The 25,721-nt window shown below is 35.2% G+C and carries 23 protein-coding genes; 7 read left to right on the top strand and 16 right to left on the bottom strand.

Going from position 1 to position 25,721, the window contains the following annotated elements:
• Positions 1 to 4: 4 nt before the first annotated feature.
• The 11 genes from K7887_RS22750 to K7887_RS22700 all read right to left on the bottom strand — a co-directional run bounded on the left by K7887_RS22750 (position 5) and on the right by K7887_RS22700 (position 13,595).
• Entirely contained in the window at positions 5 to 4,264 is a 4,260-nt protein-coding gene (locus tag K7887_RS22750; RefSeq protein ID WP_223493927.1) for a TrbL/VirB6 family protein, read from the bottom strand.
• An 11-nt stretch (positions 4,265 to 4,275) separates the two neighbouring features.
• Entirely contained in the window at positions 4,276 to 6,330 is a 2,055-nt protein-coding gene (locus K7887_RS22745; protein WP_223493926.1) for a VirB4 family type IV secretion system protein, read from the bottom strand.
• Positions 6,284 to 7,156 carry a TraC-like domain-containing protein gene (locus K7887_RS22740; protein WP_223493911.1) on the bottom strand — a complete coding sequence of 291 codons (873 nt, stop codon included), beginning with the start codon at positions 7,154 to 7,156 and terminating at the stop codon, positions 6,284 to 6,286. Before K7887_RS22740 ends, K7887_RS22745 begins: the two co-directional genes overlap by 47 nt.
• A 23-nt stretch (positions 7,157 to 7,179) precedes the next feature.
• Positions 7,180 to 7,494 (bottom strand): PrgI family protein, encoded by a 315-nt coding sequence (locus K7887_RS22735; protein ID WP_223493909.1) that lies wholly within the window; start codon positions 7,492 to 7,494, stop codon positions 7,180 to 7,182.
• A gap of 71 nt (positions 7,495 to 7,565) precedes the next feature.
• Positions 7,566 to 7,952 (bottom strand): hypothetical protein, encoded by a 387-nt coding sequence (locus tag K7887_RS22730; protein ID WP_223493902.1) that lies wholly within the window; start codon positions 7,950 to 7,952, stop codon positions 7,566 to 7,568.
• Positions 7,953 to 8,158: 206 nt separating this feature from the next.
• Entirely contained in the window at positions 8,159 to 8,800 is a 642-nt protein-coding gene (locus K7887_RS22725) for a hypothetical protein (protein ID WP_223493901.1), read from the bottom strand.
• A gap of 276 nt (positions 8,801 to 9,076) precedes the next feature.
• Positions 9,077 to 10,000, bottom strand: a complete 924-nt coding sequence (locus tag K7887_RS22720; protein ID WP_223493900.1) for a hypothetical protein — start codon at positions 9,998 to 10,000, stop codon at positions 9,077 to 9,079.
• A 104-nt stretch (positions 10,001 to 10,104) separates the two neighbouring features.
• Positions 10,105 to 11,283 carry a DUF3854 domain-containing protein gene (locus K7887_RS22715; protein WP_223493899.1) on the bottom strand — a complete coding sequence of 393 codons (1,179 nt, stop codon included), beginning with the start codon at positions 11,281 to 11,283 and terminating at the stop codon, positions 10,105 to 10,107.
• 139 nt (positions 11,284 to 11,422) lie between these two features.
• Positions 11,423 to 11,755: a DUF4258 domain-containing protein gene (locus tag K7887_RS22710; RefSeq protein WP_223493898.1), complete on the bottom strand. Its 333-nt coding sequence runs from the start codon at positions 11,753 to 11,755 to the stop codon at positions 11,423 to 11,425.
• 159 nt (positions 11,756 to 11,914) lie between these two features.
• Positions 11,915 to 13,372: a hypothetical protein gene (locus tag K7887_RS22705; protein ID WP_223493897.1), complete on the bottom strand. Its 1,458-nt coding sequence runs from the start codon at positions 13,370 to 13,372 to the stop codon at positions 11,915 to 11,917.
• A complete protein-coding gene (locus K7887_RS22700) occupies positions 13,344 to 13,595 on the bottom strand; it encodes a helix-turn-helix domain-containing protein (protein ID WP_223493896.1) in 252 nt (83 codons plus the stop codon). The genes K7887_RS22705 and K7887_RS22700 overlap by 29 nt, the downstream gene beginning before the upstream one ends.
• Before the next feature lie 351 nt (positions 13,596 to 13,946).
• On the opposite strand from K7887_RS22700, the gene K7887_RS22695 reads away from it, so the two are divergent.
• From K7887_RS22695 to K7887_RS22665, 7 genes are all read left to right on the top strand, one after another.
• Positions 13,947 to 14,966, top strand: a complete 1,020-nt coding sequence (locus K7887_RS22695) for a Rad52/Rad22 family DNA repair protein (protein ID WP_223493895.1) — start codon at positions 13,947 to 13,949, stop codon at positions 14,964 to 14,966.
• A 70-nt stretch (positions 14,967 to 15,036) separates the two neighbouring features.
• Positions 15,037 to 16,149 (top strand): DNA polymerase III subunit beta, encoded by a 1,113-nt coding sequence (gene dnaN / locus K7887_RS22690; RefSeq protein ID WP_223493884.1) that lies wholly within the window; start codon positions 15,037 to 15,039, stop codon positions 16,147 to 16,149.
• Positions 16,150 to 16,195: 46 nt separating this feature from the next.
• The gene (locus K7887_RS22685) at positions 16,196 to 16,546 is read left to right on the top strand and encodes a hypothetical protein (protein ID WP_223493882.1); all 351 of its coding nucleotides are present in this window, start codon (positions 16,196 to 16,198) and stop codon (positions 16,544 to 16,546) included.
• Positions 16,547 to 16,563: 17 nt separating this feature from the next.
• Entirely contained in the window at positions 16,564 to 17,115 is a 552-nt protein-coding gene (locus K7887_RS22680; RefSeq protein WP_223493880.1) for a hypothetical protein, read from the top strand.
• Positions 17,075 to 17,761, top strand: coding sequence for a prokaryotic E2 ligase family D protein (locus K7887_RS22675; RefSeq protein WP_223493878.1), 687 nt, complete (start codon positions 17,075 to 17,077; stop codon positions 17,759 to 17,761). The genes K7887_RS22680 and K7887_RS22675 overlap by 41 nt, the downstream gene beginning before the upstream one ends.
• Before the next feature lie 23 nt (positions 17,762 to 17,784).
• Positions 17,785 to 18,738 carry a Mov34/MPN/PAD-1 family protein gene (locus K7887_RS22670; protein WP_223493876.1) on the top strand — a complete coding sequence of 318 codons (954 nt, stop codon included), beginning with the start codon at positions 17,785 to 17,787 and terminating at the stop codon, positions 18,736 to 18,738.
• Positions 18,731 to 19,618 (top strand): ThiF family adenylyltransferase, encoded by an 888-nt coding sequence (locus K7887_RS22665; RefSeq protein ID WP_223493874.1) that lies wholly within the window; start codon positions 18,731 to 18,733, stop codon positions 19,616 to 19,618. Before K7887_RS22670 ends, K7887_RS22665 begins: the two co-directional genes overlap by 8 nt.
• 14 nt (positions 19,619 to 19,632) lie before the next feature.
• On the opposite strand, the gene K7887_RS22660 is transcribed toward K7887_RS22665, so the two are convergent.
• From K7887_RS22660 to K7887_RS22640, 5 genes are all read right to left on the bottom strand, one after another.
• Complete coding sequence (locus K7887_RS22660; RefSeq protein ID WP_223493859.1) at positions 19,633 to 20,499, bottom strand: hypothetical protein; 867 nt, start codon at positions 20,497 to 20,499, stop codon at positions 19,633 to 19,635.
• Positions 20,480 to 21,238, bottom strand: coding sequence for a hypothetical protein (locus K7887_RS22655; protein WP_223493857.1), 759 nt, complete (start codon positions 21,236 to 21,238; stop codon positions 20,480 to 20,482). The genes K7887_RS22660 and K7887_RS22655 overlap by 20 nt, the downstream gene beginning before the upstream one ends.
• Positions 21,225 to 21,824 (bottom strand): hypothetical protein, encoded by a 600-nt coding sequence (locus tag K7887_RS22650; protein ID WP_223493855.1) that lies wholly within the window; start codon positions 21,822 to 21,824, stop codon positions 21,225 to 21,227. The genes K7887_RS22655 and K7887_RS22650 overlap by 14 nt, the downstream gene beginning before the upstream one ends.
• Before the next feature lie 122 nt (positions 21,825 to 21,946).
• Positions 21,947 to 22,804: a tyrosine-type recombinase/integrase gene (locus K7887_RS22645; RefSeq protein ID WP_223493853.1), complete on the bottom strand. Its 858-nt coding sequence runs from the start codon at positions 22,802 to 22,804 to the stop codon at positions 21,947 to 21,949.
• A gap of 417 nt (positions 22,805 to 23,221) precedes the next feature.
• Complete coding sequence (locus tag K7887_RS22640; RefSeq protein ID WP_223493851.1) at positions 23,222 to 24,841, bottom strand: hypothetical protein; 1,620 nt, start codon at positions 24,839 to 24,841, stop codon at positions 23,222 to 23,224.
• Positions 24,842 to 25,721: the final 880 nt, after the last annotated feature.

Below are 25,721 nucleotides of genomic sequence, written 5' to 3'. Positions count from 1 at the left end.
TCAATCACCCCAACAATCCTTGCTTTCTTCTGAACTGTTCATTATTCCTTCTATTTTCTAAACGTTTGTTTGGCTTGATGGGTAACATCATATTAGGGTCCAGAGAAGATGTATAATCAACCTCGACTGTTTGTTGTTGACCTAGGCTTGAAGAATTTTCAAGTACAGTCGTGCCTTTTACCAACTTGTTATTCACTACATCACAATTCACATTGTAGGTTTTCCCATCCGGAATTCTGGTATCACCAGAGTAAATAGGTGATATTCGATAAGTTTGATCCCCTTGTTTACCAGCAATATAACTTTTTCCTCTTTCTACAACTACATGTACATTCTTGAATCCTTTTTCCATGGCATCATCCAAGTGAAAATTGCCCATATCAACTTGTTGACTATACATTGGTGCTTGCTTAGTGGATACTGATTTTTGATTTAACCGATTGGCTAATAGTCTATTAGGGTCAACGTTTAAATCCACATTTAAAGGGATTTTTCCTCCACCACTATCAACTCTATAGACAGAGGATTGGCCATTAACTTTTGTTGGAACGAAAGAGTCATTTTGTACATCTAAATCTTGATATACTACCTCCCCTTTTTTCAATCCGCTATGACCAGAACCGTAATGGGAAACAATTCTTGATTCTCCTGTTTTAGTCCTTACTTCTAAATGCGAACTATTATTTGTTGTGACCATTCTTACAGCCCCGCTAGCTACTTTTTCATTACCAAAATCGTCTATAGTAGTCTGCGCCATTTGCATAACTTCTGATGGTTCATAGATGGCTTGTTTAACTTGATTGTTAAAAGGGCGAACCTTGTTTGCAATCTTTGCCCCTACTTGATATCCAGAAACACCACCCAAAACACTTGAAGCATAGGAGATTCCATCTTTCCAATTTTGTTGTTTCTCTACCGCATTTTCACCTCTTATAAATCCTGATGCAGCACCTGAGAAAGAACCTTTAACAGCTTGAACTATTCTATTTTCGCCTGTTTCTGCTGCGATAGTGTACCCACTAACAGCTCCTTGACCAATTCCACGCATTGTACGAAGAACAGTGTTCATACCGGACGCTTCTCCTACAAATCTAGCCACTGTCTTTCCTTCTGACATAAGTGGGATATCGGTAGAAGAAATTTTATTTGGTATATTCTGCTTAATCCTTTGATACTTTTGTTCAAATGCGCCAGGGTTCTGATTATCCCATTGAACAATAGCTTCATTCTTTGATAATCCTTTACTTTGAGCGTCATTTACAAAACTTTGTTTTTCTGTTGCTACTTCGGCACTTGCTAATTGACTCGCAAGAAAATTAGAATTTACTGCCCCAGACTTATTAAAGATCTGAACGCTTTCTACTCCGTTTATTGAACTTTGAGCTGCGTTAGCATAAACTTTTTTTCGTTCACTGGCTTGTTTTCCGTAATCTATTTCAAACCCTATTGAACCTGTACTAATATCGCTTACGCCTGCTTTTTCAATATTCATGGCTTTATCCACCATTGCATCAGCAAATTGATTTTTATCTACTACTGCACTAGGATTTCCGTTTGTCATTTGAGCTACCACTTCGTTAGCAGCTTGAGAAAACTGTTGTTTCTTTCTTTGAACTACTTGTTTCCAAGAATTTTGTTTGTCAGCCTCATAAATTTTTGCTTCTGAAGGAGACATATTAGGATTTGGAGGGTTAGCAGACTCGTAATTCTGCATGAACTGGTCTTTATTTTGACTAGACCAGGAATTCGTCATATCTTGAGACAATTGATTTGCTATAACTTTACCTGTTGCCCCCTCAGTAACATTACCTAAAGATATAGATTTGACGCTTCCAACTGAGTTGGTAGCGGACTTTATTAAGGCTTGCTGTCTTTCTCCCTTAGTAGCTTCAAAAGCGGCTTTTGCTTTATCTACCCCACCAAGTTTGTCAGCATTATCAGAAATATAAGCTGCTTTTTCTTGTGCCATTGCGTTATCCACCATTTTAGAAGAAAAGTCAGCCTTGCTTACTACAGAACCTGAATTCCCGCCAAATTCTGCGATAGTTTGTGTTGCAGCTTTTTCAAAGGTCGCTTTTTTGCCAGCTACTCTCTTTGACCAAGCCTGTTCTCGGTTATTGTTGTAAGCTTCCCTTTCTTCTTGTGTCATATTTTCTTTTGGAGGATTATTGCTCTCGTATTGGTTCAGGAATGCATCTTTATTTTTACCAGCCCAATCATTAGTCATCTCTGTTGCAATTGCACTACCAAGTTCCCCAGCGCTGCCGTTTTCAGTGTTTTTCACTGTAGGCACACTGTTTAAGGATTTTTGAGATATTTTTACTAATGCTTTCTGACGGGCATCTTTGGTTAAATCAAACTCTTTAGCGGCTTCATCATTATTTAAATTCATAGATTGCTTTAAATCTTCTTTTTCTAAACCAAGCGCTTTATCCACCATAGAGGAGGCGAAGTCTTGCTTGTTCACTAGGTTATGATCCTGGTTTTTTACCATAGCGTTTGCAGTATCTTCTCCTGCTTTTTGGAACTGAGCTTTTTTCTGCCCTACTCTGTTATTCCAAGCATCAATTTTCTTATTTTCATAATCTACCTTTTCCGCTTCGTTCATTTGGTCAAAAGGTTTTTCGGGAGGGTTATTATTTGTAAAATCTTCCATGAACTGATCTTGATTTTGCTCTGCCCAAGCGCTAGTCATATCCTTACTAAGTGATTCCTTAAGATTGTTGGCATCAGCATATTTCCCGTTAGATTCTTTTGCTTTGTTCCACTTTTGTTCTGCCTTTTCTCTGAAACCACCTCTTCGTTGTTGTAATTCATCATTCCACCTTTTATCTAAATCGGCTTGTGTTGCATCGGGAAACTTCTCCTTCAGATCCTTCATAAAATCTTCTTTATTATCGTTGGCCCATTTAGTGGATTCATCTTCAGTTAGGGAATCAATCATGGCTTTGTCTTTGTCTTTTTCTTTCTGTTTATCCAGGCTTTTTAACGCCCCTTCCTTCCCTTTACCTAACCTGCTCGCAATTCCTTGAGCACCTGCGGCTCCCATCCGACCTGCTAGACCACCAGCTTTTTCACCCAACTCTCCACCTATGGTTCCCATGGCTATAGCTCCCATCGGTCCCATAACTGAACCTGCAATGGAACCAGCCATACCAGCTGTCATTTTTCCTGTTTTCCCGAGTATTTGTCCTGCCTTTAACATTTTATCGGCTTTTGCAGTTGTTCCAGTGTCAGTACCAGTGTTGGCTCCGATGGTACTTTTTACATCCTTATCAGTACTACCTTCGCCTTTAACTCTATCTTTTGCACCCTTATACATTCCTTGCAAGGCGGAACCAACACTTTTTCCATCTAAGGCCCCTTTCACTGAACCATACATACCTGCAAGTCCAGCCATTCCAAACATTGCTCCTGCTTTAGCTAATCCTCCTTGCATACCTCCTCCTAAGCCAAATAGATTACGAATACTCTCTGAAATAGGGATGAAGATAATGTATAAGATTACTGCTGCTACAGAAAATCCTCCTGTAGCTACACTATAGCTATTTTGTGTAGAAGCGATAACAGCTATTATCCAAATGGTTGAAGCATGAATGCTTTGAACTAGCACACTACCAACAAGCTCTTTAAACCAACCTGCAGTAATGGCCTTAGTTTTTGGAAAAAGGTATAGAGCAACCATTACAGGACCTAGTATCATTAAAATTAAAAGGGTTAATTTACGCATCATATAGTAAAAGTTCGCCCATATCAGCAACCCTAACAACGCTAATTGAATTACAATCCAGCCAAGAATAGAACCAGCGGCACCAACTCCGTCACTTACTAAATCAAAATTAGTTTGCATTTCTTGGACAGGTCCTTCAAAAATGCCTACGATTGTACTATTGAATTGAAATATCAAAGTGTAAACTGTTCCTAGTTGTGAAAGAAGAATTCCTACAATTAGCGCATCTTTAAGAAATTCTATTAAAGCTGTCCTGCTGGCAGGATTTATCGTAGCCCCCGAAATCCGAATTCCGGCAATGATAACAGCAATTAATATGAGGAACCCTGCTATTATTGTCATAACAAAAGAGCCAGGGAAATACGCATATTGTAATTCAGATTCTACAAATGTTCTCCATATTAACTCTTCTCCCCAAAGAGTGTCTTTTCCGAATATCAAGTCGTCTAACTTTTTCAAACCAAGAAACGGTTCTATTAGAAGTTCCCATAAAAATTCGAAAAGACTTTCAACGACGTCAAAAATTTTATTCATTTATTCAGCTCCTAAAAGTCACGTTGTCTCCGCTTTCGTTCTAGTAATTCATCAAGTACAGCTTGGTTGGACTCTACAAAAGCAAGCTCTTCTTCACTAGGATCTGTTCTCAACCAAGTGGAGGATTTACCATATCGAATAATTCCTTCACCCTTATCGGGATTTCCAAAAAGAATACCTCGCTCTCCAGCGGATAAGTCAAAGTTTTCTTCAATGCTTTTCAAATCAATTTTATTTTGCTTAAGAAAGAAAAAAGCGTATGTGTTCTGGAGAATACCTCTCGCTTTTTTACTTTCAATGAATCGAACAAAATCCTGAGATGCTAACCTTAAGCCACAGTTTCTCTTACGAGCACGACGAGCGACTTTTTCTAAAAAGTCTACCGTTTGTTCTGAATCGACCAGAGTCCAAGCTTCGTCTGCAAGTACGATTTTCTTCTTTGAGGCGTTATCAACGTTCTTAACAAAATACTCCCAAACATAATTGAGAATGACGTGATAGGCGATAGGGCGAAGGAATCCTTCTTCCATTCCACTAATATTAAAGTTTACTAATCTAGCATTGTGTAATGCCTGCGTCATATTCTTACCTAGGTATGTTTGTCCATCAAAGATTGGTTTAGATCCATCACGCAAGAATGGGCGTATCGCCGCAATTAACCTTTCTGCCTTTGGCTCTTCTCCATAGACATTCAGTAAATATTTATAAATGTCCGTTATTGTAGGTTCTGGTTTTCTTGCTCTTGACTGAATTATTTGACCGTCTATTTCTTGGACAGAGTTTTCATATAAAGAGGATGGGTGTGTTGTAAATTCAAACTCATCAAAAATGTGATAGATGGCTGCTTCTAAATAGTTTCTTTCGAAAACATTTAGACCACCTTCTTCTCCATTCTTACCTCGACACACTATGTCAAAGAAGTCCAAAGCTTCGTTTAATTTCTCTCTCAGAGGGACAAAAGAAATGTATTTTTTCCCATCTTTTTCAAATACCTCTTTTTCATCTCCATCTTCGAGCATTTCTAACTCTTCATCGTCTTCCTCTAGAGGAATATTTGTTACATTCAATGCTAATGGATTAATTCTAATATTGGATTCTTCTGAGATATTTAAGTTCATACCGCCTAAGCGTTTAACAATTTTTACAAATTCCCCCTCTACATCAATAAGGCGGGTGTAAACTCCCATGCCAGTAGTCTCTCTAGCCAGAAGAAGCTTAATTGCGAGTGATTTACCGCTTCCTGAAGTACCACTAACAAACATGTTATAGTTATCCGGTCTAATCTCTTTTGTACCAAATGCGTTGTAAAATTCTTTTTGTCCGGTGATCTTGTTTATACCTAAAGGAACTCCTCCGTTGAAGCGGCCGCTTCCGCTAATAAATGGGGAGAATGTGCTAAGAGCTCTACGGTCAATATTTCTTAGAGCATCCTTTAATTCATTATTACCAAGTGGTAATACCGACCGGAATCCCTTTTTGACCCGACTCCAAGCTGAAGTCACTTTAAAGAACATACTGCTGAGTTCATCCTCAACATATTCGCTATAATTATTAAGCTCTTTTTCACTTTGAGCATAAAGCATCCCCATTACAGCAACATGATAAGAGTCATTCTCAGAAAACTGCGTTTCGGCCATTAGTTGTTCTGTATCAAAGATTTTAGTTTGAAGATCATTAACCTGGTCGATGTTGCCTCTTTTAGTTTGGAAATTAAGGTTGGATTTTAACATTGTTATCTGATTCTGGAGCATTTTGATGGAGTCTGACTTAGGAATCTTATGTACATCAATAAGTACGTCACATTCTCCACTTGAAGTTAAAGAATACAACCAATTTGTTTGAAGCTTTCTTGGATAACCGTCTTTTGGTATATAAAACGGACGGAAGTAAGTTTTTGAACCTAGAGACTGTTTGATAACACCAAAATCGTAGTCTTCCTGCCTAATGCTCATACCTTCTGGTGCAATTACATCCCAAAATGAAGGCTTCATATCTATTTGATCCTGTAGATTAGGTTCCTCAGCTTGCTTCTTTTTCTCTTGACTCTTCTTTTTCAGTAGTGCCATTTTCTATCATCTCCTTCACCGCTTCTATGCGACTATCATCTTGATCAGCTGTTACATACAATGAAAGTTGCTCTTGAAGGGCAACGTCTTTATATTTGTTTTTAAAGGCTTTTCTACGGTTAAATGCGTAATATAGGAGTTCTCCTAAGTCTTCATTGGTAAGTAGTTCTAATTCAACTCCTGCTTTTCTTAATGCACCTTTAGCAGTATTAAATCGTCGATACAATTCAGCGAATGCTTTTTCTAAAACTTTTGTTTCTAACTCTTCATCACTGTCTGCTTTTAAATCGTTTACTTCGATTCGATGCTGGAACACTGCAAATCTTTTAGTTTCATATCGAGGAGATATGGATTGCCACTTCATGAGATCATCAATCATCGCTTGCCCATATTCGGCAGCATTAACATCTAGGTCATCTTCAGTTCTCATACTCTTTCGCATTTCTTCAATTGGTTCACTTAGGTCAATGTAACGGTTCTGTAAATACCATTGAACTGGATAATTTATTTGGGCCAACCATGTTTCAAATGCAATATCTATAGCCTCTTGTTCGTCATTGCTTAATAAGAAGTAATTCACCGGTTCCACCTTGGCTACTAATACAAATTGGTTATTGGTTTTTCTAAACATATGGTCTTTAATTTCTAATAGGTCAGAAAATAACTCTTCAAAAGGAATGGACTTATCCATATCCGCTTGAACACTCTTTTTCTGTGAAACCTTTCTAGCTGTATTAGAGACATTTTTCTTCTTGCCCCAGGGTAGAATTGGTTCCTTAAGCATCACCCTTGCAAAAACGTATATAGCCATTCCTATCACTGCCATTATTAAAATATCTCTCATTTTACTTACCTTCCTTTTCTCCAGCATCCGAGCTGAGTTCGATACTGAGCCTTAATTAAAAAGTATTTATCTAAACTTAATTGGTATTTTTCAACTTTATAAAATGCCAAGAAAAATACTACTGCAGCTGTTGGAGTTGCTGCCATCAAACAAATAATCACCGAAATTAAGATATTGGGAACAAAGTTAAAAACCGTAGGAGTATAAGAATAGATGATGGATCCACCAATTATGAAATAGATTAATTGTCTTTTGGAAATAATACCTAGTATGGATTTTTGTTCAGATGCCATATCCACTGGTACAGTTACTTTTCTCATTTTTTCACCTTCCGTTAAAACAAATCCCCTCTAAATTAGAGGGGTTCGCTTATAGATTACAAAATAATAAGTTACATAATGAATGCTGTTCCTAGACCCGCAATCCAGCCGGCAATATCATAACTTTTTAAAATTACCCATCCACCAACTGCTACTAATGCCAGTTTAATAAAACCTTCCGTTCTTTTTTGAGGGTTTCCACCGCTACCAGCTAAGGTCATACCACCCCAGATAAGACAGAAAACAATCCAGAAAGCCCCTAGAGCCATAACGAAGTAAACCATGCTTGTTAAATCGTCATACACCCCGGAGTCATTGAAGTCTCCATTAGGGTTGATCCCTACCCTTGTCAACGCATCATTTACACTTGCTGATGCATAGTAAGGAGAAACTACAAGAAATGTTAAAAAGCTTGTTATTGACATCCCTGCCAACTTGATAATGGTACCTAATTTCAAATCGGTACACCTCCACCTTTACTTTTTTTACCTACGGGAACACAAAAAGCCCCACTTATCATACGAAAATAGAATGCAAGAATGGCATTCCTTCATATGCTAAGTGGGGCGTTCCCATAAATATTCAATTGTTTATATAACACATTATTAATATAGCGAAATATAATGGGAAAATCAACAAATATTTGTAAATTTTCCATGAAGTATTACTGATGTTTCTTTCTTCCCTCTAACCATTTATCAACTGCTCTTTTAAATGTATCTTCTGTACTCTTCATTAATTCGTCCATTAAATATGAAATAAGGTGCATAAATGAAACTTCCTCTGAATATGGATTGTTTTTATTAATATATTTTACTACTTCTTTTAGCTCCTTAACCCTTACCTCATCCAGATGGTCTTCCATCCTTCTTTCTACAATTTCATTTACAATGTCGGCATCCTTACATGCTGCTAATAATAAAAAACCAGTAGCACTGGATACACTAGTATCAAGAGCATAAGCTAAGTGGTATATCCTTTCATGGAACGTTTGAGAAAATCGTACACTAATGCGTTTCTTTTCTCCCTTAATAGCTTTGGCTCCTAAAAACTTTGTATTGTTTAGGTTCTCATTATAGAAAGTAGTTTTATGCCAGTATGCTCTTTGAAAGTAGCTTGCCAGGTGATCTATAACGTTTGCCTTATCAAGTCCTCTTTCACACAATTCTTCCGCTACATCTTTAATTGGCATTCTAGTAATATAGGAAATTCTGTCTATAGTTATATATAGCTTGGTTGAAATTGTTGGTCGAACGTCTCTTTTCTTATCTTTTCTTGGTAGCTTTCTTAATACCTCTTCCCTCACAAAACTCTCCCCTTTTATCGTTTAATAACTTTAGAACAGTGTCCAAGTGTCCTAGACTTATTCATATCTATATGAGAGGGATGGGGGAGTTATTACAATGTATAAAACCAATAATTAATGGAGAGATTAATAGGTAAATATATTGTTTCAGGAGTTGATTATAGTGGCAACCAATTCGAAGAAAAGTGCGCAAAATGATTTAGCGAAAAAGTGTTTAGATAACAGTAATAAATATGGACTGCCGAGTAAAAAGAAAGGCTAATGGATATGCGTCCATTAGCCTTTCTTCTTTTCTTGTTTCCAAGCGTATGTTGTATCTTTAAAAAGTGTTCCGAATGAATGTTTAATATCCCATTTGCAGCCTGGAAATTTATCATATTCCTCTAAATATTGTCTTTTTTTACATATTGAACAAATATAGTAACCATTTTGCCCCTCTAACACGTATTCTTCCTTACTGTTAGGTTTGTTTTTTAATACATTCGTAAGTCCCTTTAACATCCTATCTACTTTAAATAAAGAGAAACTAACCACAATAACAATTGATAACAAAGCCAAAGTAATGCTTGAAACAGCAAAAAAATTAAAAAATGGATTCTGGAAGCTTCCATCATTAGTAACTTCAATTTCAATAATTTCCTTTTCATTTAGATAAGTTATTCCCGCTAAGAAAATTATAAATATTAAAAGATAGTAAAACACAAACCAAGAAGTAGCTGTTACGAATTTTCTTGACCAAGTGTGGGAACGTTTTTCTTTTTCAACAAATTTATGATTAATTAGCTGAAGAGTTCGTTTTTCTTTTTCTAGCTGTAGTAACGCCTTTTTTAATAACTTCTCTCGTTTTTTTTCAGCAAAAGGATTATCTACATCATTTGTTATAAAATTTTCTACATCAGTGGAGACTTCAATTGGTAACTCATAACCATATAACTCGTATTTCCCTTTTACGTCATTTCTTCTATCGTTACATAAAGGATTAGACAACGCCTTCTTAAGGGAAAGTATTACGGTATTATAAGCATTTATTTTTCCATTAGAAAACAGATAAAATTCACCTTCTCTTTCTCTTTTGTTATTTTTCTTCATACGCAATCCATTTATTATAAAAATTAATAAGTATCCAAGAGAAAATAAAAGAGCAGCTAATAATACATTTTGATCAGACTCTGTAAAAAACACCTTAATAACTTCAAACATGTTAAACACCCCTATAATGTTATCGTCTTTACTCTTAAAAATATAAAGAAGCAATTCAACAGTATTGAATTGCTTCCTTGAATACCCTTATTTTTTCAGTTTTTTTAGAAAATCCTTTTTATCTGAGGAACAATGGTTCTTTTTAATAATAGATCATCAATTCCACTAGCGTTTTCTTTCTCTGACCAGAGGACTAGGTTGCCATGGAATCCCTTAGCTTTAAGCTCCTTAGCAGCTTCCATTAGATGCTTCTTTACATATGGGTTAGAAATAGCATCCATATCAAAGCAAATATTGACCTGTTCTACCCCCATTTTTTCCAGAAGCGGAATTGCTAGTCTCCATGAGCCAACACCCGGTAGAGAAAGGATGGTAGTACCAATATCTTGTAACTCCAGTTCATCATACAGGTCTACAATTAGGTCAACTGCAATATCACCTTTTAATGGACCTTCACCAAGCCAAACAGTATTGACTTTTAATGGAGATCCTACTTCCCATTTTTTTAATAAGTCACTTGGAACCGATACATGAACAGGAGCGGGATTACCAGGACCTGTACCACAATCCTTGTTCGCGCTACTAAACCAAAAATACCGTTTTCCTTTTGTTAATTTCACCCACCCAATCACCTTTTCATTGTAAGTGATTGTATTCTCTTGCTTTAGTTCCATTTCTACCTCTTGAATGATCTCCCCATCAAAAATAACCTGCACTAGATTAGGTTGCTTAATTACCCTAGCATGTAAACCTTCTTTGGCACGCTTTATTTCTACATCGTTGGGAGGGTTGTCTACTCTAATCTGAAACCCTTCAATTTCATTATTAATATTTCTAAAAGGGATTAGAATTCCGTCATTTCCATTGATTGTCCAATATTCTCCATATCTACCTTTTGCTTTATAAAAGCCTGGGACCCCTGTAAAATCACTTATTCCTGTTGCTTCTTCTATAAGTTTTACAACCTCCCAAGGCTTTGAAGGAAAGGAACGATATTCACGATTTCTAACTTGCTGATCCGATAGCCCTCGTTTAGATGAAGTGAGATGTTCATAGTGGTTATCTTCTAAGCTTGTGGAATCTAGAAGTGCACGATAAACCTTATTTAAGCTAGAACTGTTTAGCTTTTCGTTTTGTTCTACTTCAGTAGTTGCAGCTACATCAAGTTTTCTTTTATTCCCTTTAAGGAAATGTAGCCATGAAGGGCAAGCACTATTTTTAGAAAAAGCTGTTTTACTTTCTTTTCTAATACATGCTACTGCTTCTCCTTCTTTGTTAATCATACATCCTCCGCTGTGACCACAAATTGGACAAGGTTCTCTATAAAACTCAAACCACCCAGGGACTCTTGTCTTTCTTAATGTGTAAGACTTATAATTTACCGCCATACTTTTCACACACACTTTCTAAAGGTTTTTTTAATTAAGAAATTGTCTCTTTAAAACGTCTTTTGTCAGTTGGTGGCATTGTAGTAACTAATGAAAACGTATTATTGCCTTCATCAGAAATAACGACTGCAATAGGATTTTCAAAATAGTCTCTACCAGCAATAACATAAGTGGGACAAATTCTTTCTACATGATAATTCATGCCTTTTTGGACCTCTGTAATTCTTCCATTGAAAATACACCATAAAATGTCTCTTCTTGTATAACCTCGTTTCATAAGTTGATCCTTTGTATGGGGACCGATTCTAATTGTATTACCACTCATGAGCACTTTCTTAATTTCGCGTAATTTACCTTCTAAATTCATCTCCAATTCACCTCTCTCTCAAATAAAAAGCGGTCAATGGAAGATAGTTTATTAGTAACTATAAGTCACTTAAACTATGATCCAAAGACCGCTCGTATTTTTATATTGGTTTCCGCTGACTAAAAGTGTCGCATAAAAAAGCAATAAATAACTGATTAATCAAATAATACCATGCTTCTTTTTGGTCTGCAACGCTTTCTGAAATCTTGTCAGACTCCTACTAAGGAAGGATTCATTAGCTTTTATATATAGAAACTCACTACCTATTAGATGTTTGGTTATTTCCGTAAATGGATTAATCAGTTGCTCCAATACATATTTTTGTTCGATAATAGGTTTGTTTTCATAGGCGTTCCTCATAATTTCTTCCTGTAGCGGAGGAAGTGCAGCGAGCAAAGGAAGTTCTAATTCCTCAGCGAGTCTGTTCGCTTGGCTAAATTCAAATTCTTTATTAAAAATAAGATACACTTTAATGTTGTGTGTTTCGGCAAGATTATGAATATAATTTTTCCAGGCTTCTAATTGATGGTATGAATCATCGACAATCACCCATAATTCCTTTAGATGGTTTAGGGTTTGGAGTGTAAATTCCGCCATCTTTCCTGTAGGTAAATCTACAAGGAGAGTATCGAAGTAATTAGCATTGTTGTAGTAGTGATACAAATTGTCTTCATCCCAATTATAATGTATATCCTTTGAATCTAATGGTAGCCAAAATACATTTTTATAAGTCCAAGTAACTTTATCCATATCTTCATCAGGATTGTGTAGTGCTGTTGCATATGAAGTCCACAATTCAGGAGGTTCATTGTATCTTTTTAGCACTGTTTTTAAGAGGTGATTTTCATTCAATGCTTCAATTACTGCACATTGTATCTTTTGTGAGCCTAAAAAAATTGCGTAATTTATTAGAAATGTCGTTACACCCACTCTATGTAGTGGAGACCACACCCCAATTGTTTTATTATCATCCCAGCTTACACCGTGGAATATCTTCTTTCTAATCTCTTTTGCTCTAAAGGCTATTCTTTCCTTTTGGTCCTCTATATCTATTTGTTCAGCAATAGTCGAAACTTCCATATCATTTTCATCTAGGTAGTCATTATTATAGCTATGATCTGGTAGTATAGGTTCAGGTTCTTCCCCTTTTGATACCTCTGTTACAGTCTCTTTTTCTTTAAGTTTTGAGCTTTCTACAGAATCATTATCGACCTTAGAATCATTGAATAAATCCTTTGTATTTTTAGTGTTTTTTTTGGTTGCCTTTTTCTTACGTTGGACTGGACTTTTAACGGATAAGCTTCGTAAGTTCATTAACCACTTTGTTAATTCATACACATTAGCAAACCTGATTTTTCTCTCTTCTCTATTGAACTGCTTACCGCTCCCGAAACAAAGTAAAGCTACCCCATCTTTCTCACTAAGCAAAGGTAAATATTCCTCATTATCAATAACATAATAATGGTACGGATCCTTTTGGCAAAAAGTAAGGAATTCTTCTTTTGAGTTTGCTACGACAATGTCAATATCTCCATCATTCACTTGTGCTGCTTTGAAAGAATCTAGAACTTTCTGCAATTCTATTTGATTATTTAAATAAACAAGCACTTGAGTCATGCATAACTTTCTCCATTTCTAAGTTATTTAGATAACGATCTACTTTCCTCTTAAGCTTGTTTGAAAATGGTAACCGGTAGTTTTCTACTGCTACCAGGTAATTCGTGCTGATCCCAAGCTCTCTGGCAAACTCATATTGTTTTTTCTCAAGTTTTTTTCTTAATAGTATTAATCGTTCTACATCAGTTTCGATAGTTATTTGTTCTAATTTCATAGGATTCATGAAAAATAACCTCCTTAAAAACAAAAAAACTCACACTTCTCCCAACGAGAAATATGAGCAGTAATTGCTTAAGTATAATATTTTCTTCATAATACCACATTTTTTCAATTTCTTGAACATTCTAGGTAATATGTATTTTATTTTTTTGTACCTTTCGTTATAATAACCTTATATTCAATTATTTTCTATATTTTTTGCGACGGTTTACGTCAGCGGGTATTCTCTCACTATATATAAAGCCTTTGGGCTGTTTGGTCATACGCTATGTATGAATACTAAACAACCCAAGGGCTTTTTTTGTTGACGCAAAAAAAATGTAATTGAATAAAACCTTTAGAAGGAGTGTTTAGCATGACAAAAAACGGAATAAATTGTACGGAGGGGCCGCTTCTTTCAATCTATGAATTGCAAGATAAGTTGAAAGATCCGTTTCCTGAGAAGGACATCGAATGGAGAGTTCAAAGGTGCTTTAATACTAACAATGGCCCTAAAGCTATTGTTGTTCCTTATGTTCAAAACAGAGCTATTATGGAGCGTTTAGATGCAATCTTTGGTCCGTTTGGTTGGGAAAATAATTTCAAAGAGATTCATGGCGGTGTTCTATGTGGGATTACTGTTAATATTAACGGTAATAAAACTACAAAATGGGACGGTGCTGATCTTACAAACATTGAACCTACTAAGGGTGCAATTAGTAGTTCGATGAAACGTGCAGCTGTTCAATTTGGTATTGGTCGTTATTTGTATGATCTTACTGAAGTTTGGGTGGATGTTCATCAAAATCGAACTAACCAAAAAGGTGAAAATTATCTCAATGATAAGAAGCAAAATATTACTGGATACTGGATAAACCCAGAACTACCTAATTGGGCATTGCCAGTAGGTGCTAAAACAACTGCCCCTAAACAAAAAGCTCCTGTTCAAGGTGGAAACGGCCCTATACAAGGCAATGTATCAAACCAGAGAGACACAAATCAACAGACATCTAGTGTCGGGAATTCAAATGTAAAACCATTTAACAAGAAAGATGCACTTCGAGCTATTGCAGATCAAGAAAGAATTATTGATATGCCGCTCGAAGCAAAATTCCCTCTTTTCTTAAAGGCTAATCCGGGAACTAAATCCAGAGATTTAAACAGCGCATCAGAAAACGAGTTACAAAGTTATTACTGGGTACTCAAACCTGTAGCAGCTTTGATTGCATGCGCAAAACAAAACAAACTTACTGCAGACCAGCTATTGAATTATTGTCAGATTGTCCTTAAAGTACCTCTTCAAGGCATTCCAGACTTATTCTTTAAAGTCAAAAAAGAGGATGTTGAACAAATTATTAGTATGATTCGCCAAGAAGCTCAAGTGCGAACTGCTTAAAGAGTCGAAGCATGAACTAGCTAAAAAGCTACTTCATGCTTTTTTATATTAAAAATTAGGAGGAGAAATTATGCAATTTACTATTAACAAAGAAGTATTACTAGAAGGTTTAAACAAAGTAATGAAAGTGGTGTCACCCAAACATAGCATCCTTATTCTTCAAGGTATTCTGTTTGAGGTAACAATGGACAAACTTGTCTTAACCGGATCAGATGCTACAGAAACAATTCGCTACTCAATACCTGCAGATGATAAAAATTTGACTATATTGTCTGAAGGAAAAGCGGTATTACCAAAGAATGTAGTGGAAATTTCAAAGAAACTTAAGAAGGAAATACAGGTTTCTTCAGTAGGACCTAATTGTCAAATCGTCAGTGGGAAAAGTGACTTCAATATTATCACTTTGGACGCAGATGAATACCCTAAATTTAACGATTTTCACCTAAATAGCAGCCCTACGGTTACTTATAGTGGAAATGAATTTAGGGATTTGATTAGGAAGACAGCATTTTCTGCATCTACTAGCGAGGTAAGACCACTTTTGACAGGAATATGCTTAGAAATTGTCAATGGGTATTGTAGGTTGGTATGTACAGATTCACACCGACTTAGCCGAGTTTCAAAGCCTACCAAATCAGACAAAGAGCTTAAGCTGGTAATACCCGCTAAAAGCCTAGATAACGCTAGTAAGGTGTTCTCAGATGAAGAAGTAGACCTATACCACAACGGGCAACAAGTACTTTTTAGAAACGGTAATACTCTTTACCTCTCAAGATTACTTGAAGGGAATTATCCAGATACTTCTCGATTAATCCCAACAGAGCATAAAAGCAAACTAACAATAAAGCGATCAGAGCTATACGATGGATTAGATATACTAAAAGGACTTTCCCTATCTGCCGACGATAATAAAGGTGGGATTGTTAAGCTTCATATAAATGGAGCGGCACATCTATCCACCAATCAATCGCAAAAAGGGAAAGGAAAAATAGAGATACCATACGATGCTTACGAAGGAGAAGAGGATTTCACCATTTCTTTCAATGTAAAATACCTTCAAGACGCACTTAAAAGCATTGATAAAGAACAGGTGGAATTATGCTTTAACGGACAAATGAGACCGTTTGTAGTAGTACCAGATGAAGAAGAATTACAACTAATTCTTCCTGTTCGTACTGCATAAAACAAAAAAGAAGGGTACTCCCCTTCTTTTTTATATGGAGGATTCTATGAGAATAAACTTTGAAAAACTTCAAGATGGACTAAAGCCCTTTGAAGTAAAAAATGAAGAGATAGCAGAAGTGGAGGATTGTTCTGGCACAGCTAAAGCAATTCATTATATATGGACTCATACACCTACAAAAGAGATTGACTTCGATTCCTTCTCTGTCAAGGATGTTCGTGATGCTATAGATGTCATTAACATGCTGCCACTACACTGGGATGAAGGTGGAGAATGTTTCATTGCTGATCCTGAAAATTTGTTAGTAAGATATGACAACATTTTAAAAGTTTTCTACGCAATGACAGAGTCTCATAAGAAAAAATACAAAAAAGATGAAGAGGATATTTTCATCTGAGAGGAGCTAGTTTATCTATGCAAATGGATGTTTATGACCTAGATAGCTACATTATGTCTTGTAGCAACCTTTACACTTTAAAACTTTTTCATGACTATGGTGTAAACGTGAGTAATTTTGCTAGTCCTATGGTACATATCAATAGATATGATGAAGGGCATAGTTTAGAAATTTTTGTTGAAGGCATTAAAGGTGTATTTCAACAAATTGAGACATATGATTATTACCAAAATAACTCTGAGGAATTTAGAGAAATGTATGATGTTAGCGCTTGTGAATTAGTAATTATCATTACTGATCTTAACTTAGAGAGAGCAATAAAAATGAACAAAACTCTTATTTCAGAAATGATTGATAAAAGCACAGGAGAATTTTATGAAGAAGTTGCAAGCATAAACCTTCTCCCAAGTAATAAAGGTATTTCTATTTCAGTAGAGTTTGTTGGTAACTTCCACGAACTAACAGAGGTTATGTTAGAGCTTCATAAAGAATCTCTACTGCTTAACGAGAAATTGGAGGTAGAAATGAGTGAAAATCGAAATAACGATAGACTCGAAGAAGTTGCGTAATTTAAATGATTATGTTGAGGTTAGGCAAGTAGAAAATGGTCGTGTTACTAATTTTCAAATGGCATTAGACGATTTGTTAAGTGTTTTTTCATATGCTAGTGAAAATATGTCGGAGAGTCCTATGCTTCCTAGAAACTGTATAAAACACACAGTGACAACTTCTGGAATAAATGTGTATATAGAGGTGCCAAAGCAAATATGGACTATTGAATATTCTAATAACAAAATTAATGTAGGCTTTCCAAGACTTATCTTTAGGTATTGTTTACAGGAGGAAAAATTAAAAGAAAATTGTACCTATAGTGTTAGTTTAGATAGAATCGTAGCAGTGAAGGGCAAGAGAAAACTAACCCCTACTACACCTATCTTTAACTTCCCCTACTCTCATGTTGATGATAGTGGACGAGTTTGTATGGGAGGCACAACACTTCCTGATATAGGTTGTATAAGCGAGTTGGAAAGTATGCACTCATTATTTTTCAACTCCCCTTTCTCTAGTGACTATGGATCTAAGACGACAACGAAAGAACCACTATGGAAGTTGTTGATGGAAGATTTTAATAACAAAGAGTTTAACGAAGACATACTGTTACCACTAGATGATACCTTTTATTCATTTTTTAGTCTTGGTAAAAATGATAAATAAAAAATTTTGAGAGGAGAATTACAATGACAATTGAACAAACAGACATTTTTTCTATGTTTAATATTACTGATGAGGTAGCTGTAAAAAAACAGCAAGAGGAAGAAGTGAGAAAGAAGCAGCAAGAGGAATCACGCAACCTCTTAGAGGAAGCAAGAAAGAAAGCAGCAACAGTTTCTAAAGGTAATGAACCAGCTGCAAAGAAAGAGAATGACACATTCGATGTTAATTTTGACACTAATATTTATCATTTGGGAGAGCAATTACCTATCACTGAGTACTTCACTACAGAAGAACTAGAGAACGGTATCCCTACAAAATCTAAAGAAGAGATCAAATATGAAAAAATTACAGGAGATGATGTAAGAAAGAGATTAGAAAAAGATTATCCAGATTTAGTAGCAGCTTATACTGAAATGGTATATCTAAAAAAGAAGAATATGATTATTGCTGTTCCAAAGGCAAAGAAGAAAGGGCTCTCTGATTCAGAGAGTTCTTTTTCTAGCTTGAAGATTCCATTCTCTATACTTAGTGATTTTATATCATTAGCTAAAGAGTACTCAGAACGTTACGGGGTGGAATTGCATGCTGATATTTATATAAATGTTAAAACGAGAGAATTCTTCATGGACATTCCGTCGCAATTAGTAAGCAGATATTTAGTTCAGCCTGTTGAAGAGGCATATTCTATTGCAGAAAGGCTAATGGATATTCCTTTTAAAAAGGTAATGGAGATCCATTCACACCATACTATGGCTGCGATACCTTCTTCTATAGATAATGAAAGTGAGAGGTGCCCAGGGATTTTGTATGCTATTGTAGGGCGAGTAGACCAGTTTTTTCCGGAGTTGACATTACGCGTTTTTGACCCAATTGCAGACCAGCATAGGAAGATTCACCCTAATGTAGTCTTTGAAAATCCGTTTAATGAGTCCGTAAGTATTAACACAGATATGGTTGAGGTGTGTTCCCATGTCTAAGGTACTAAATTTGTTAAGCCCAGACTATAACTATTACCCGCCTCAGACAAAAAGATTATACCCTGTAATATGCTTGGTGGGAGTGGGAGGTACAGGCTCAAATGTTGCTCAACAGCTAGCTCAAATGCTAATGATGTTTGGCAAAAAGAGTTATTTTTGTTTAGCAGATTTTGATACCATAGAGAAAAAGAATATTAATAACCAACTATTTGTAGAAAGTAATATCGGAAAAAAGAAAGCAGAAATATTAGCTGGTAGATACAGTCAAGCATATGGAATACCTGTTCATTCCTTTACAGAGAGCTATGTTGAAGATGTGAATACACTGAGGAAGCTTTTTAGTATTGATTATGATACTTATTCTGGTAGTGTTGATGTTGTGCTCCCTATCCTTATAGGATGTGTAGATAATAACTATACTCGAAGGGTTTTTCATGAACTGTTTGAAACCGTGCCAAATCTTTTGTATTTAGACTCTGGAAATGAGAGTACCACAGTACCTAGTGACTACCCAAACAGACCTAAACATCAATGGACTGCTGATGAACTAAAAGATTATAATTTCAGTGGTTGGACCGGTCAAGTGTGTGCAGGTTTGAAATGGAATGGGAAAACCATCTTAGAACCTGTTGCTTCAAGATTCCCTGAAATCATGTTGGATGATGATGAAATTAAACCTTCCCAGCTAAGTTGTGAAGAATTAAGTGCGTCAGATCCTCAGAGATTACAAACTAATAAAATGGCCGCATTAGCATTATGTTCCTATCTTTCTGAACTATTTGAATGTGGGACAATATCAAAAAGTTTAACAGTATTTCATGCTCAAAAGGGATATATGAAAAGTGAACCTATTAACGAAAATACCCCCTCTATAGTTTAGAAGGGGTATTTTTCTTATGTTTGAGGAACTAATTGATAAAATTCCTCTACTACTGCTACATTCACTAGAATGTTTGATAACTCAATACTGTTTCTATTTGAAAAACGTGTGGCAATTTTTTGAGAAAAAGCAGTTATTTCGTGTTCAGCCATGACATTTAAAATTTGGATATTAAGAATGAAACCATTCACTTCTTCATTAGGGGTCTCAATGACTATGACTGTAATATCCCCTATTCTCTCCTGGCCATCTTTTATTGTTGACCACCAATGTATATCCCATGTTTCCACCTTGCTTGTTACCGTCTGTATTTTTATATATGCTTGCGGAGAAATAAAATTGTAATCATATCCATTTCCAAGAAGTGATTTGTTTTCTTCTATTTCTTTTACTCCTCTGCTGTTCCTTTCATCTAGTAAGGCTTTTCGCGATCCCAGACAAGTAATATCAAGAATAACTTGGTTCACTAAGTCAAATATATCTTCAAAGTTAGTGATCATCCACATCACGAACTTTTGAGTAGGAGCGGTTCTAATAATCTCTTTTATTGTCTCTTGATACGCCTTTCTCAGCATATTAGGAACTTCATCTGTCAAGAAACCGATTGGCTGCTCAATAAATTCATTAGTAAGGTGTGTATCCTCATCTTTAAGGATTTCAAGCATTAAGTAATAACCTTGAAAATATTGACTTTTACAGACCTCTTCAAATATTCTTTCAAATTCTTCATACTGTTCTTCTGATAATAGATGAGTGAACTTTTGCGCATAAAAGTGAATATAACCCGAAAACTCATTTCTAAACTCTTGGCTTGTTTCAAAATGCGATTGTAAAATTTCTGATGCGATTGTGGTGATGTTTTTACTCTTCTGAGTTATCATTGTTTACCTCTTCCTCCGTTTCTGTGGATGTTTCACTTGTATCTGTTGAATTTTCATCTTCTTCTCTAATATTGTCATCTATTTTTTCATAGGGAACGGATGGTTTTTCATCATCAAATTTCCAAGCACCTTCTTCATGAATAATAGATATGATGTAGTATGCATCGTCTCCTTTGGTTGTTGTATCCTTTCGATAGAAATAGCCGCTCCTTCCACTTTTGCTCAGTATCACTTCTGTTATCTCGTAATCAATAGGGATTAGCTCTTTTCGTTCTTTAAGGATACCCTGTACATTGTTAAACATCTGTACTGCTTGTTCCTTATTTCCTAATACATTTTGTTTGAAATTAGAAGTACTATGCTTATCAAGGAATTCATAATACTCTACCGCGGTCCAATTCATTGTGAAGAAATTGTAAGTTGCATAGGCCACCACTTTAGAAAATTCAGATTCACTTGTAAATTTATCTTTGTTCATAATCAGATTTTTTACTTCTTTGGATTCTACAACTCTCATATTTTCTTTATCCATATTGTCAATTATCTCTTCTACAGGGCGTTCCATTTCTTTATATGCTTCCATTCTTTCTTCTTTTACTTCTTCTAGCTCCTGAACTTCTTTTTCTAGCTCTTTTTTTAAGGATTCAACCCTATCAATCTCAGAAGTTAATCCTTTGTTGTTACAGCCTACCAAGGCAATGCTAATCAAGGAGCATATAAAAATATTAGGCCATCTCATAAGATCTCAACTGCCTTTCTATACCATTTATAGCCTTAGTTAATTGCTTTTTCTCATTTTCATTCAAAAAGTTTGCTATTTCCACACACTCTGTCAAGCCAATTTCTTTTTTTATCGCACTTAATACTAAATTGGGCACATCAAGTATTTTGAGGTTTTTAGTATTTGGAATGGCCAATACACCTAATAACATTTGAGTAAAATAGCCTATGGAGCGGTTAGCTACCATACTCTCTTGGCAATTAATTAATATTCCTTCTATTTGTCTTTTACCAAACAAGATGATAAAGAGATATAAAATATCTTGAGTGATGTTACTATTTACAAAGCTTTCATTGTTTTCTTTCCAGCTTAATATAATGTGTTTATTGTACTTATTTGTCGATATCAGACATTCTCTATTTTTTACATTTAGTTTTACATATGAGTATAGATTATTTATAGAAATTAATTGCCTTAAGTATTGTTCTTTAGATGAGTGATATGAAAACTTTATACTTTCTCTCTCTAGCTTGTATTTATAAAGCTCTCCTCCTCCTATTAGTGCTGCTACGGTTAACTTTTCGATTGAACGAGCTGGATTCAATCTTTACTCCCCTCCTAAACAAAAAGACCCACCAATAAAACAAAGATTCTCTGTATATGAACAGATCCTTTGCATTACTAGTGGGGCATCCCATATATATTAAATTCTACTAAATTATACTATCAAGAATTATATCTTTCAATTGCTAATTTACTTAATTCGGCAGCTCTAACTATTTCAATACCTAAATTTTCAGCTATTTGGTCAATTACATAGTGCCTTGAACTCCTTAGGTAATGTACATAAGCTATCCTTATATCATCTAGCTTAAATCTTTTAGGCAAAGAATAATCGTCTCTGATGTATTTTAAATACGTATATAAGCTGTCTATTTCAATGGGGACATATTCATTGGTATGTTGTCTTTTCGTTGTAAATACGTAGTCTCCAGGGTTGAACTGTGTATCTATATAAAAAGATTCAAATACACTTGCATCAGCATCCTTGAGTTTAACAACTCTTCTTTTGTTTTTTCTAGTGTTGATACTAATTAAAACGACACCTTGATTATCTATGGATACGTCACACTTACGAAAGTGAAATTCTGAAAATCTTAATCCTTTAAGAGCCAATATATATATAGACTTAGTAATTAAATTATACCGAGAGTCCCCTAATATTTTTGGTTTTAAATTGAGTAATTGCTTATATGAAATATCGTTTGGTCCAGCATCTAGGACTTTCATTCTTTGTATTTTAACAGCGGGATCAATTGAAACCTTATTAATTCTCCAAAGGTAGTCAAAAAATGTTTTAAGCACAGCGATGTGTTTGTTAATACTGTGTATGCTATTTCCATCATCCAATTTTGAAGCCATAAACCCCTTTATATCTGAGGGATTGATTTCATGGAGTTCCGGCTGTTTTTTATGTGTTGAGTTCAGGTATGCGAAAAACCACTCTACACAAGTAAGATACGTAGTTATGGTTTTTTCTTTATATCCTTCATCTACTAAATACTGTTTAAATCCATAGCTCATAAATCTCCCCCCCAATTTGTGGCGATGCCTTTTACTTATATTATTTGAAATTACTACTTCAAAAATAAAAACTATTAAAAGAAGACTATCTATAAGAGTTTATGAACCTTTGGTAGAGTAGTTATTAAGTTGCTATATTCGTAAAAATAACGAATTGAAAATATGTTATTTCCATTATTTTATAGTACAAATAGCCCAATGGCAATAAAGACACCATTTCTTTGTTACAAATGTAACCAGTAGACATTTTTTCTAAATTTACGCCTGGATATAGAAGTTGATACTGTCCTAATGAGCATTTCATTCACATTTTATAAACGGTACTAACAAAATCCACATACTTAACATAAAAATCTTTGTATTTTTACGAATAGAGGTAAAAAGGAAAGACATAACGAATCCCCTTTTTTTTTGAAATTACGCATTAATTAAGCTGGATGAAGTTAACCGGAAACGATTTTTATTATATTCTTCCAGTAACAAATTCTCCAATTTAAATCCGAAAGGTGTTTTAACAAACACATGCTTCTCCCGCTCTAGTGAATCTAATTTTTTCATCATAATAATAGGTAGTGTATGCAGTTCATCCTCTTTCGTATATGGCAATACTTTTCCGATTAGCTCGTATTCAAGTGCCTCATAAGCATTTGTACTAATCTTTAATTGTTCTGCTCTTTGTCGCACTAACTCTATACCAGGAATACGATCTAGATCCGGGTTAGTTCTATAACGAAGTTCTGATTTAGTAGTAGCATACATGGCAGTCATCTTCTTATAAGCAATACGACTTACAGCACGAAACTCTTTTAAACTCAAATGGCTCAAGGTATTAATGAAGGTGAAAATCCGGTCTTCTTGCTTTGACCCACGTTTGTAGCCATACACTAAATAGTCGTATATTTGTTCTTCTCTTAAAATACGCTTATATTCGATTTCCCTCTTATGGCGAATAGATTTCTCTACAAACTGTTCAATATTATACGGTAGCTGCTTTGACTCTTTCCATAATTCAGCTATTTCCTTTACAGCATGTTTAATTGCTTTTCTTGATTGATCCTTAAGAATATACACAAGGTTTTTGAATAAGGAGCCTTTGTATTTCCCTTTCAACGTCCCGCTAGTCAGTTCTCCTACACCTTCTCTAGCAAATTCATTTTCAATAAAGCTAGCTTGTCGAGGATACGTTTCTTCTGGGTGTAATGGAAAGCGATATTCTTCTTTAGGTGCTTTATGAAGAATGAACACTGGGTTTATCATAAGGTTTGCCTTTTCAAACCTTTTGCCTCTTCTTTCGAATAAGGGAGCGGATAAAGGTCTCACAAATAGTGCTTGGCCCTCTAATTTAGTATCAATTAGCTCCATAATGACATTTTTTGCATCACTGTTTTGTTGCTTTAATAAAAGTGTTTTGAGTGAATATTGGTAAATCGGTTTTTCTGCAACATCTTTTTCTTCTGCAAAGTTATATGTGCGATATGATTTATGACTTCTGCTTAATTGGACCAGATATAGCTTCCAGGCAGCTGCGGGTAGCTTAATAAACGTTGGATTAAATACAATTGGATGAACGACTACATACCTATGCAAAATCGGCTTCTTTCCTTCCAGAGACTTCTCTTTGTTTATGAAGTGGTTAATAGCAATAGATATACGTTTGGTGTATTCATTTCTATCTACATTGATCAGAGATAGATGTTTAAACTTCTCTAATGAAGTGTAAAACTCTTGAAATGACAAAGGAAATAAATGAGCTACTCTCTCTTTATATAGCCGGTGTGGAGTTACTTCTGATATAACACCTGAAGCATTACAAGAAACAAATAGACTTAAGGCAGTCATAATATCAGATTTAGTAACATGATGAAGGCGCCGCTCTCTTGATGAAAGCGTAGAGGTGAAGGTTTCTTTAAGTTTGTATTGTTTTTCTACTGACATTAGTTGATAAATGAACTCAACAGGCACAATAATGCCTTTCACGAAAGACTTTTCAAAAGAAAAATATTGACTTATGGAATCTACATTTTGTAAACTTGTCACCTTGGCTACCCCCTTCTTTTAAAACATCACTTTCCATAGGTACAATCGTACTTATGGAAAGTCGAGCGTTCTAAAGAAAGGCAGCTAAGAAGCATTCTACTGATCTAGCCTAAAATATCAATAAAAATATAAAAAAGTGGCATATTTTTTTGAAAATGACAGACCGATCCAAAATTAGGGTAGGTCGTCACCAAAAAACACACCACTCAACTATATATTTTTTATCTCTTTATCTTTTTTGTAAGAACTTACTTATTGAGTATTTTTGTCTTTGTTGTTATAATGTTCTTAGTTAAATAACGTTTTGGTTTGTTGAGTGTGAGGTGTGTTTTTGGTAACGGTGCTTCTAGCGCCTGTTCCTTAAAAAGCTCGCGCTCTCTTTTTTTGTCTTTTTTTATAAAATGGTTTCTATATTTGGGTATAACAAAAATAGCGTCTAAAATCATAAATATTTACTTTGTTGAACCGTAGTTTGGATAGATAGACTGCTCCCCTACTGGAGAGAAAGCTTCTCTAACAAAGTATATATTTATAAATTTAGCCACTTATCTAATCCCACCTATATGTTAGCATAATGAAAAATAGATTGTAAATAAGATTTTTTAAAATAGTCGAAATTTGACAAGTTTACGAACTTGATAAAAACAGCTAAAGATGATATATTAATTACACAATCTAATAGTTTTTTACGTAATAGCGTAAAACACTTATATAATCCCAAAAAGAAAAGCCCTCGGTTCTTAGTAACCGAGGGCTTTTTGCATTTCTGTAGGGATAATAGGTTGATAGCAATCAAAAAAAAAGACCGTGTTTGCCACGATCTGTCATAGGATGGATGTATAGTAAGCCTAACTAATTGATAAGAGTGACTGCGAGTCCG

Origin of the sequence: Sutcliffiella horikoshii (assembly GCF_019931755.1) — a bacterium.
Classification (GTDB): Bacteria; Bacillota; Bacilli; order Bacillales; family Bacillaceae_I; genus Sutcliffiella_A; species Sutcliffiella_A horikoshii_E.
Note: the sequence above shows the minus strand (reverse complement) of the source record. Positions and strands in the feature narration are given on the sequence as shown.

Excerpts from the sequence above, each read along its gene's own strand:
- K7887_RS22710 (WP_223493898.1), bottom strand. The coding sequence starts at position 11,755 with ATGAATTTAGAAGGTAAATTACGCGAAATTAAGAAAGTGCTCATGAGT.
- K7887_RS22750 (WP_223493927.1), bottom strand. The coding sequence starts at position 4,264 with ATGAATAAAATTTTTGACGTCGTTGAAAGTCTTTTCGAATTTTTATGG.
- K7887_RS22705 (WP_223493897.1), bottom strand. The coding sequence starts at position 13,372 with ATGACTCAAGTGCTTGTTTATTTAAATAATCAAATAGAATTGCAGAAA.
- K7887_RS22655 (WP_223493857.1), bottom strand. The coding sequence starts at position 21,238 with ATGAGATGGCCTAATATTTTTATATGCTCCTTGATTAGCATTGCCTTG.
- K7887_RS22685 (WP_223493882.1), top strand. The coding sequence starts at position 16,196 with ATGAGAATAAACTTTGAAAAACTTCAAGATGGACTAAAGCCCTTTGAA.
- K7887_RS22720 (WP_223493900.1), bottom strand. The coding sequence starts at position 10,000 with ATGTTTGAAGTTATTAAGGTGTTTTTTACAGAGTCTGATCAAAATGTA.
- K7887_RS22745 (WP_223493926.1), bottom strand. The coding sequence starts at position 6,330 with ATGGCACTACTGAAAAAGAAGAGTCAAGAGAAAAAGAAGCAAGCTGAG.
- K7887_RS22695 (WP_223493895.1), top strand. The coding sequence starts at position 13,947 with ATGACAAAAAACGGAATAAATTGTACGGAGGGGCCGCTTCTTTCAATC.
- K7887_RS22660 (WP_223493859.1), bottom strand. The coding sequence starts at position 20,499 with ATGATAACTCAGAAGAGTAAAAACATCACCACAATCGCATCAGAAATT.
- K7887_RS22700 (WP_223493896.1), bottom strand. The coding sequence starts at position 13,595 with ATGAATCCTATGAAATTAGAACAAATAACTATCGAAACTGATGTAGAA.
- K7887_RS22665 (WP_223493874.1), top strand. The coding sequence starts at position 18,731 with ATGTCTAAGGTACTAAATTTGTTAAGCCCAGACTATAACTATTACCCG.
- K7887_RS22740 (WP_223493911.1), bottom strand. The coding sequence starts at position 7,156 with ATGGCAGTGATAGGAATGGCTATATACGTTTTTGCAAGGGTGATGCTT.
- dnaN (WP_223493884.1), top strand. The coding sequence starts at position 15,037 with ATGCAATTTACTATTAACAAAGAAGTATTACTAGAAGGTTTAAACAAA.
- K7887_RS22670 (WP_223493876.1), top strand. The coding sequence starts at position 17,785 with ATGACAATTGAACAAACAGACATTTTTTCTATGTTTAATATTACTGAT.
- K7887_RS22715 (WP_223493899.1), bottom strand. The coding sequence starts at position 11,283 with ATGATTAACAAAGAAGGAGAAGCAGTAGCATGTATTAGAAAAGAAAGT.
- K7887_RS22680 (WP_223493880.1), top strand. The coding sequence starts at position 16,564 with ATGCAAATGGATGTTTATGACCTAGATAGCTACATTATGTCTTGTAGC.
- K7887_RS22645 (WP_223493853.1), bottom strand. The coding sequence starts at position 22,804 with ATGAGCTATGGATTTAAACAGTATTTAGTAGATGAAGGATATAAAGAA.
- K7887_RS22735 (WP_223493909.1), bottom strand. The coding sequence starts at position 7,494 with ATGAGAAAAGTAACTGTACCAGTGGATATGGCATCTGAACAAAAATCC.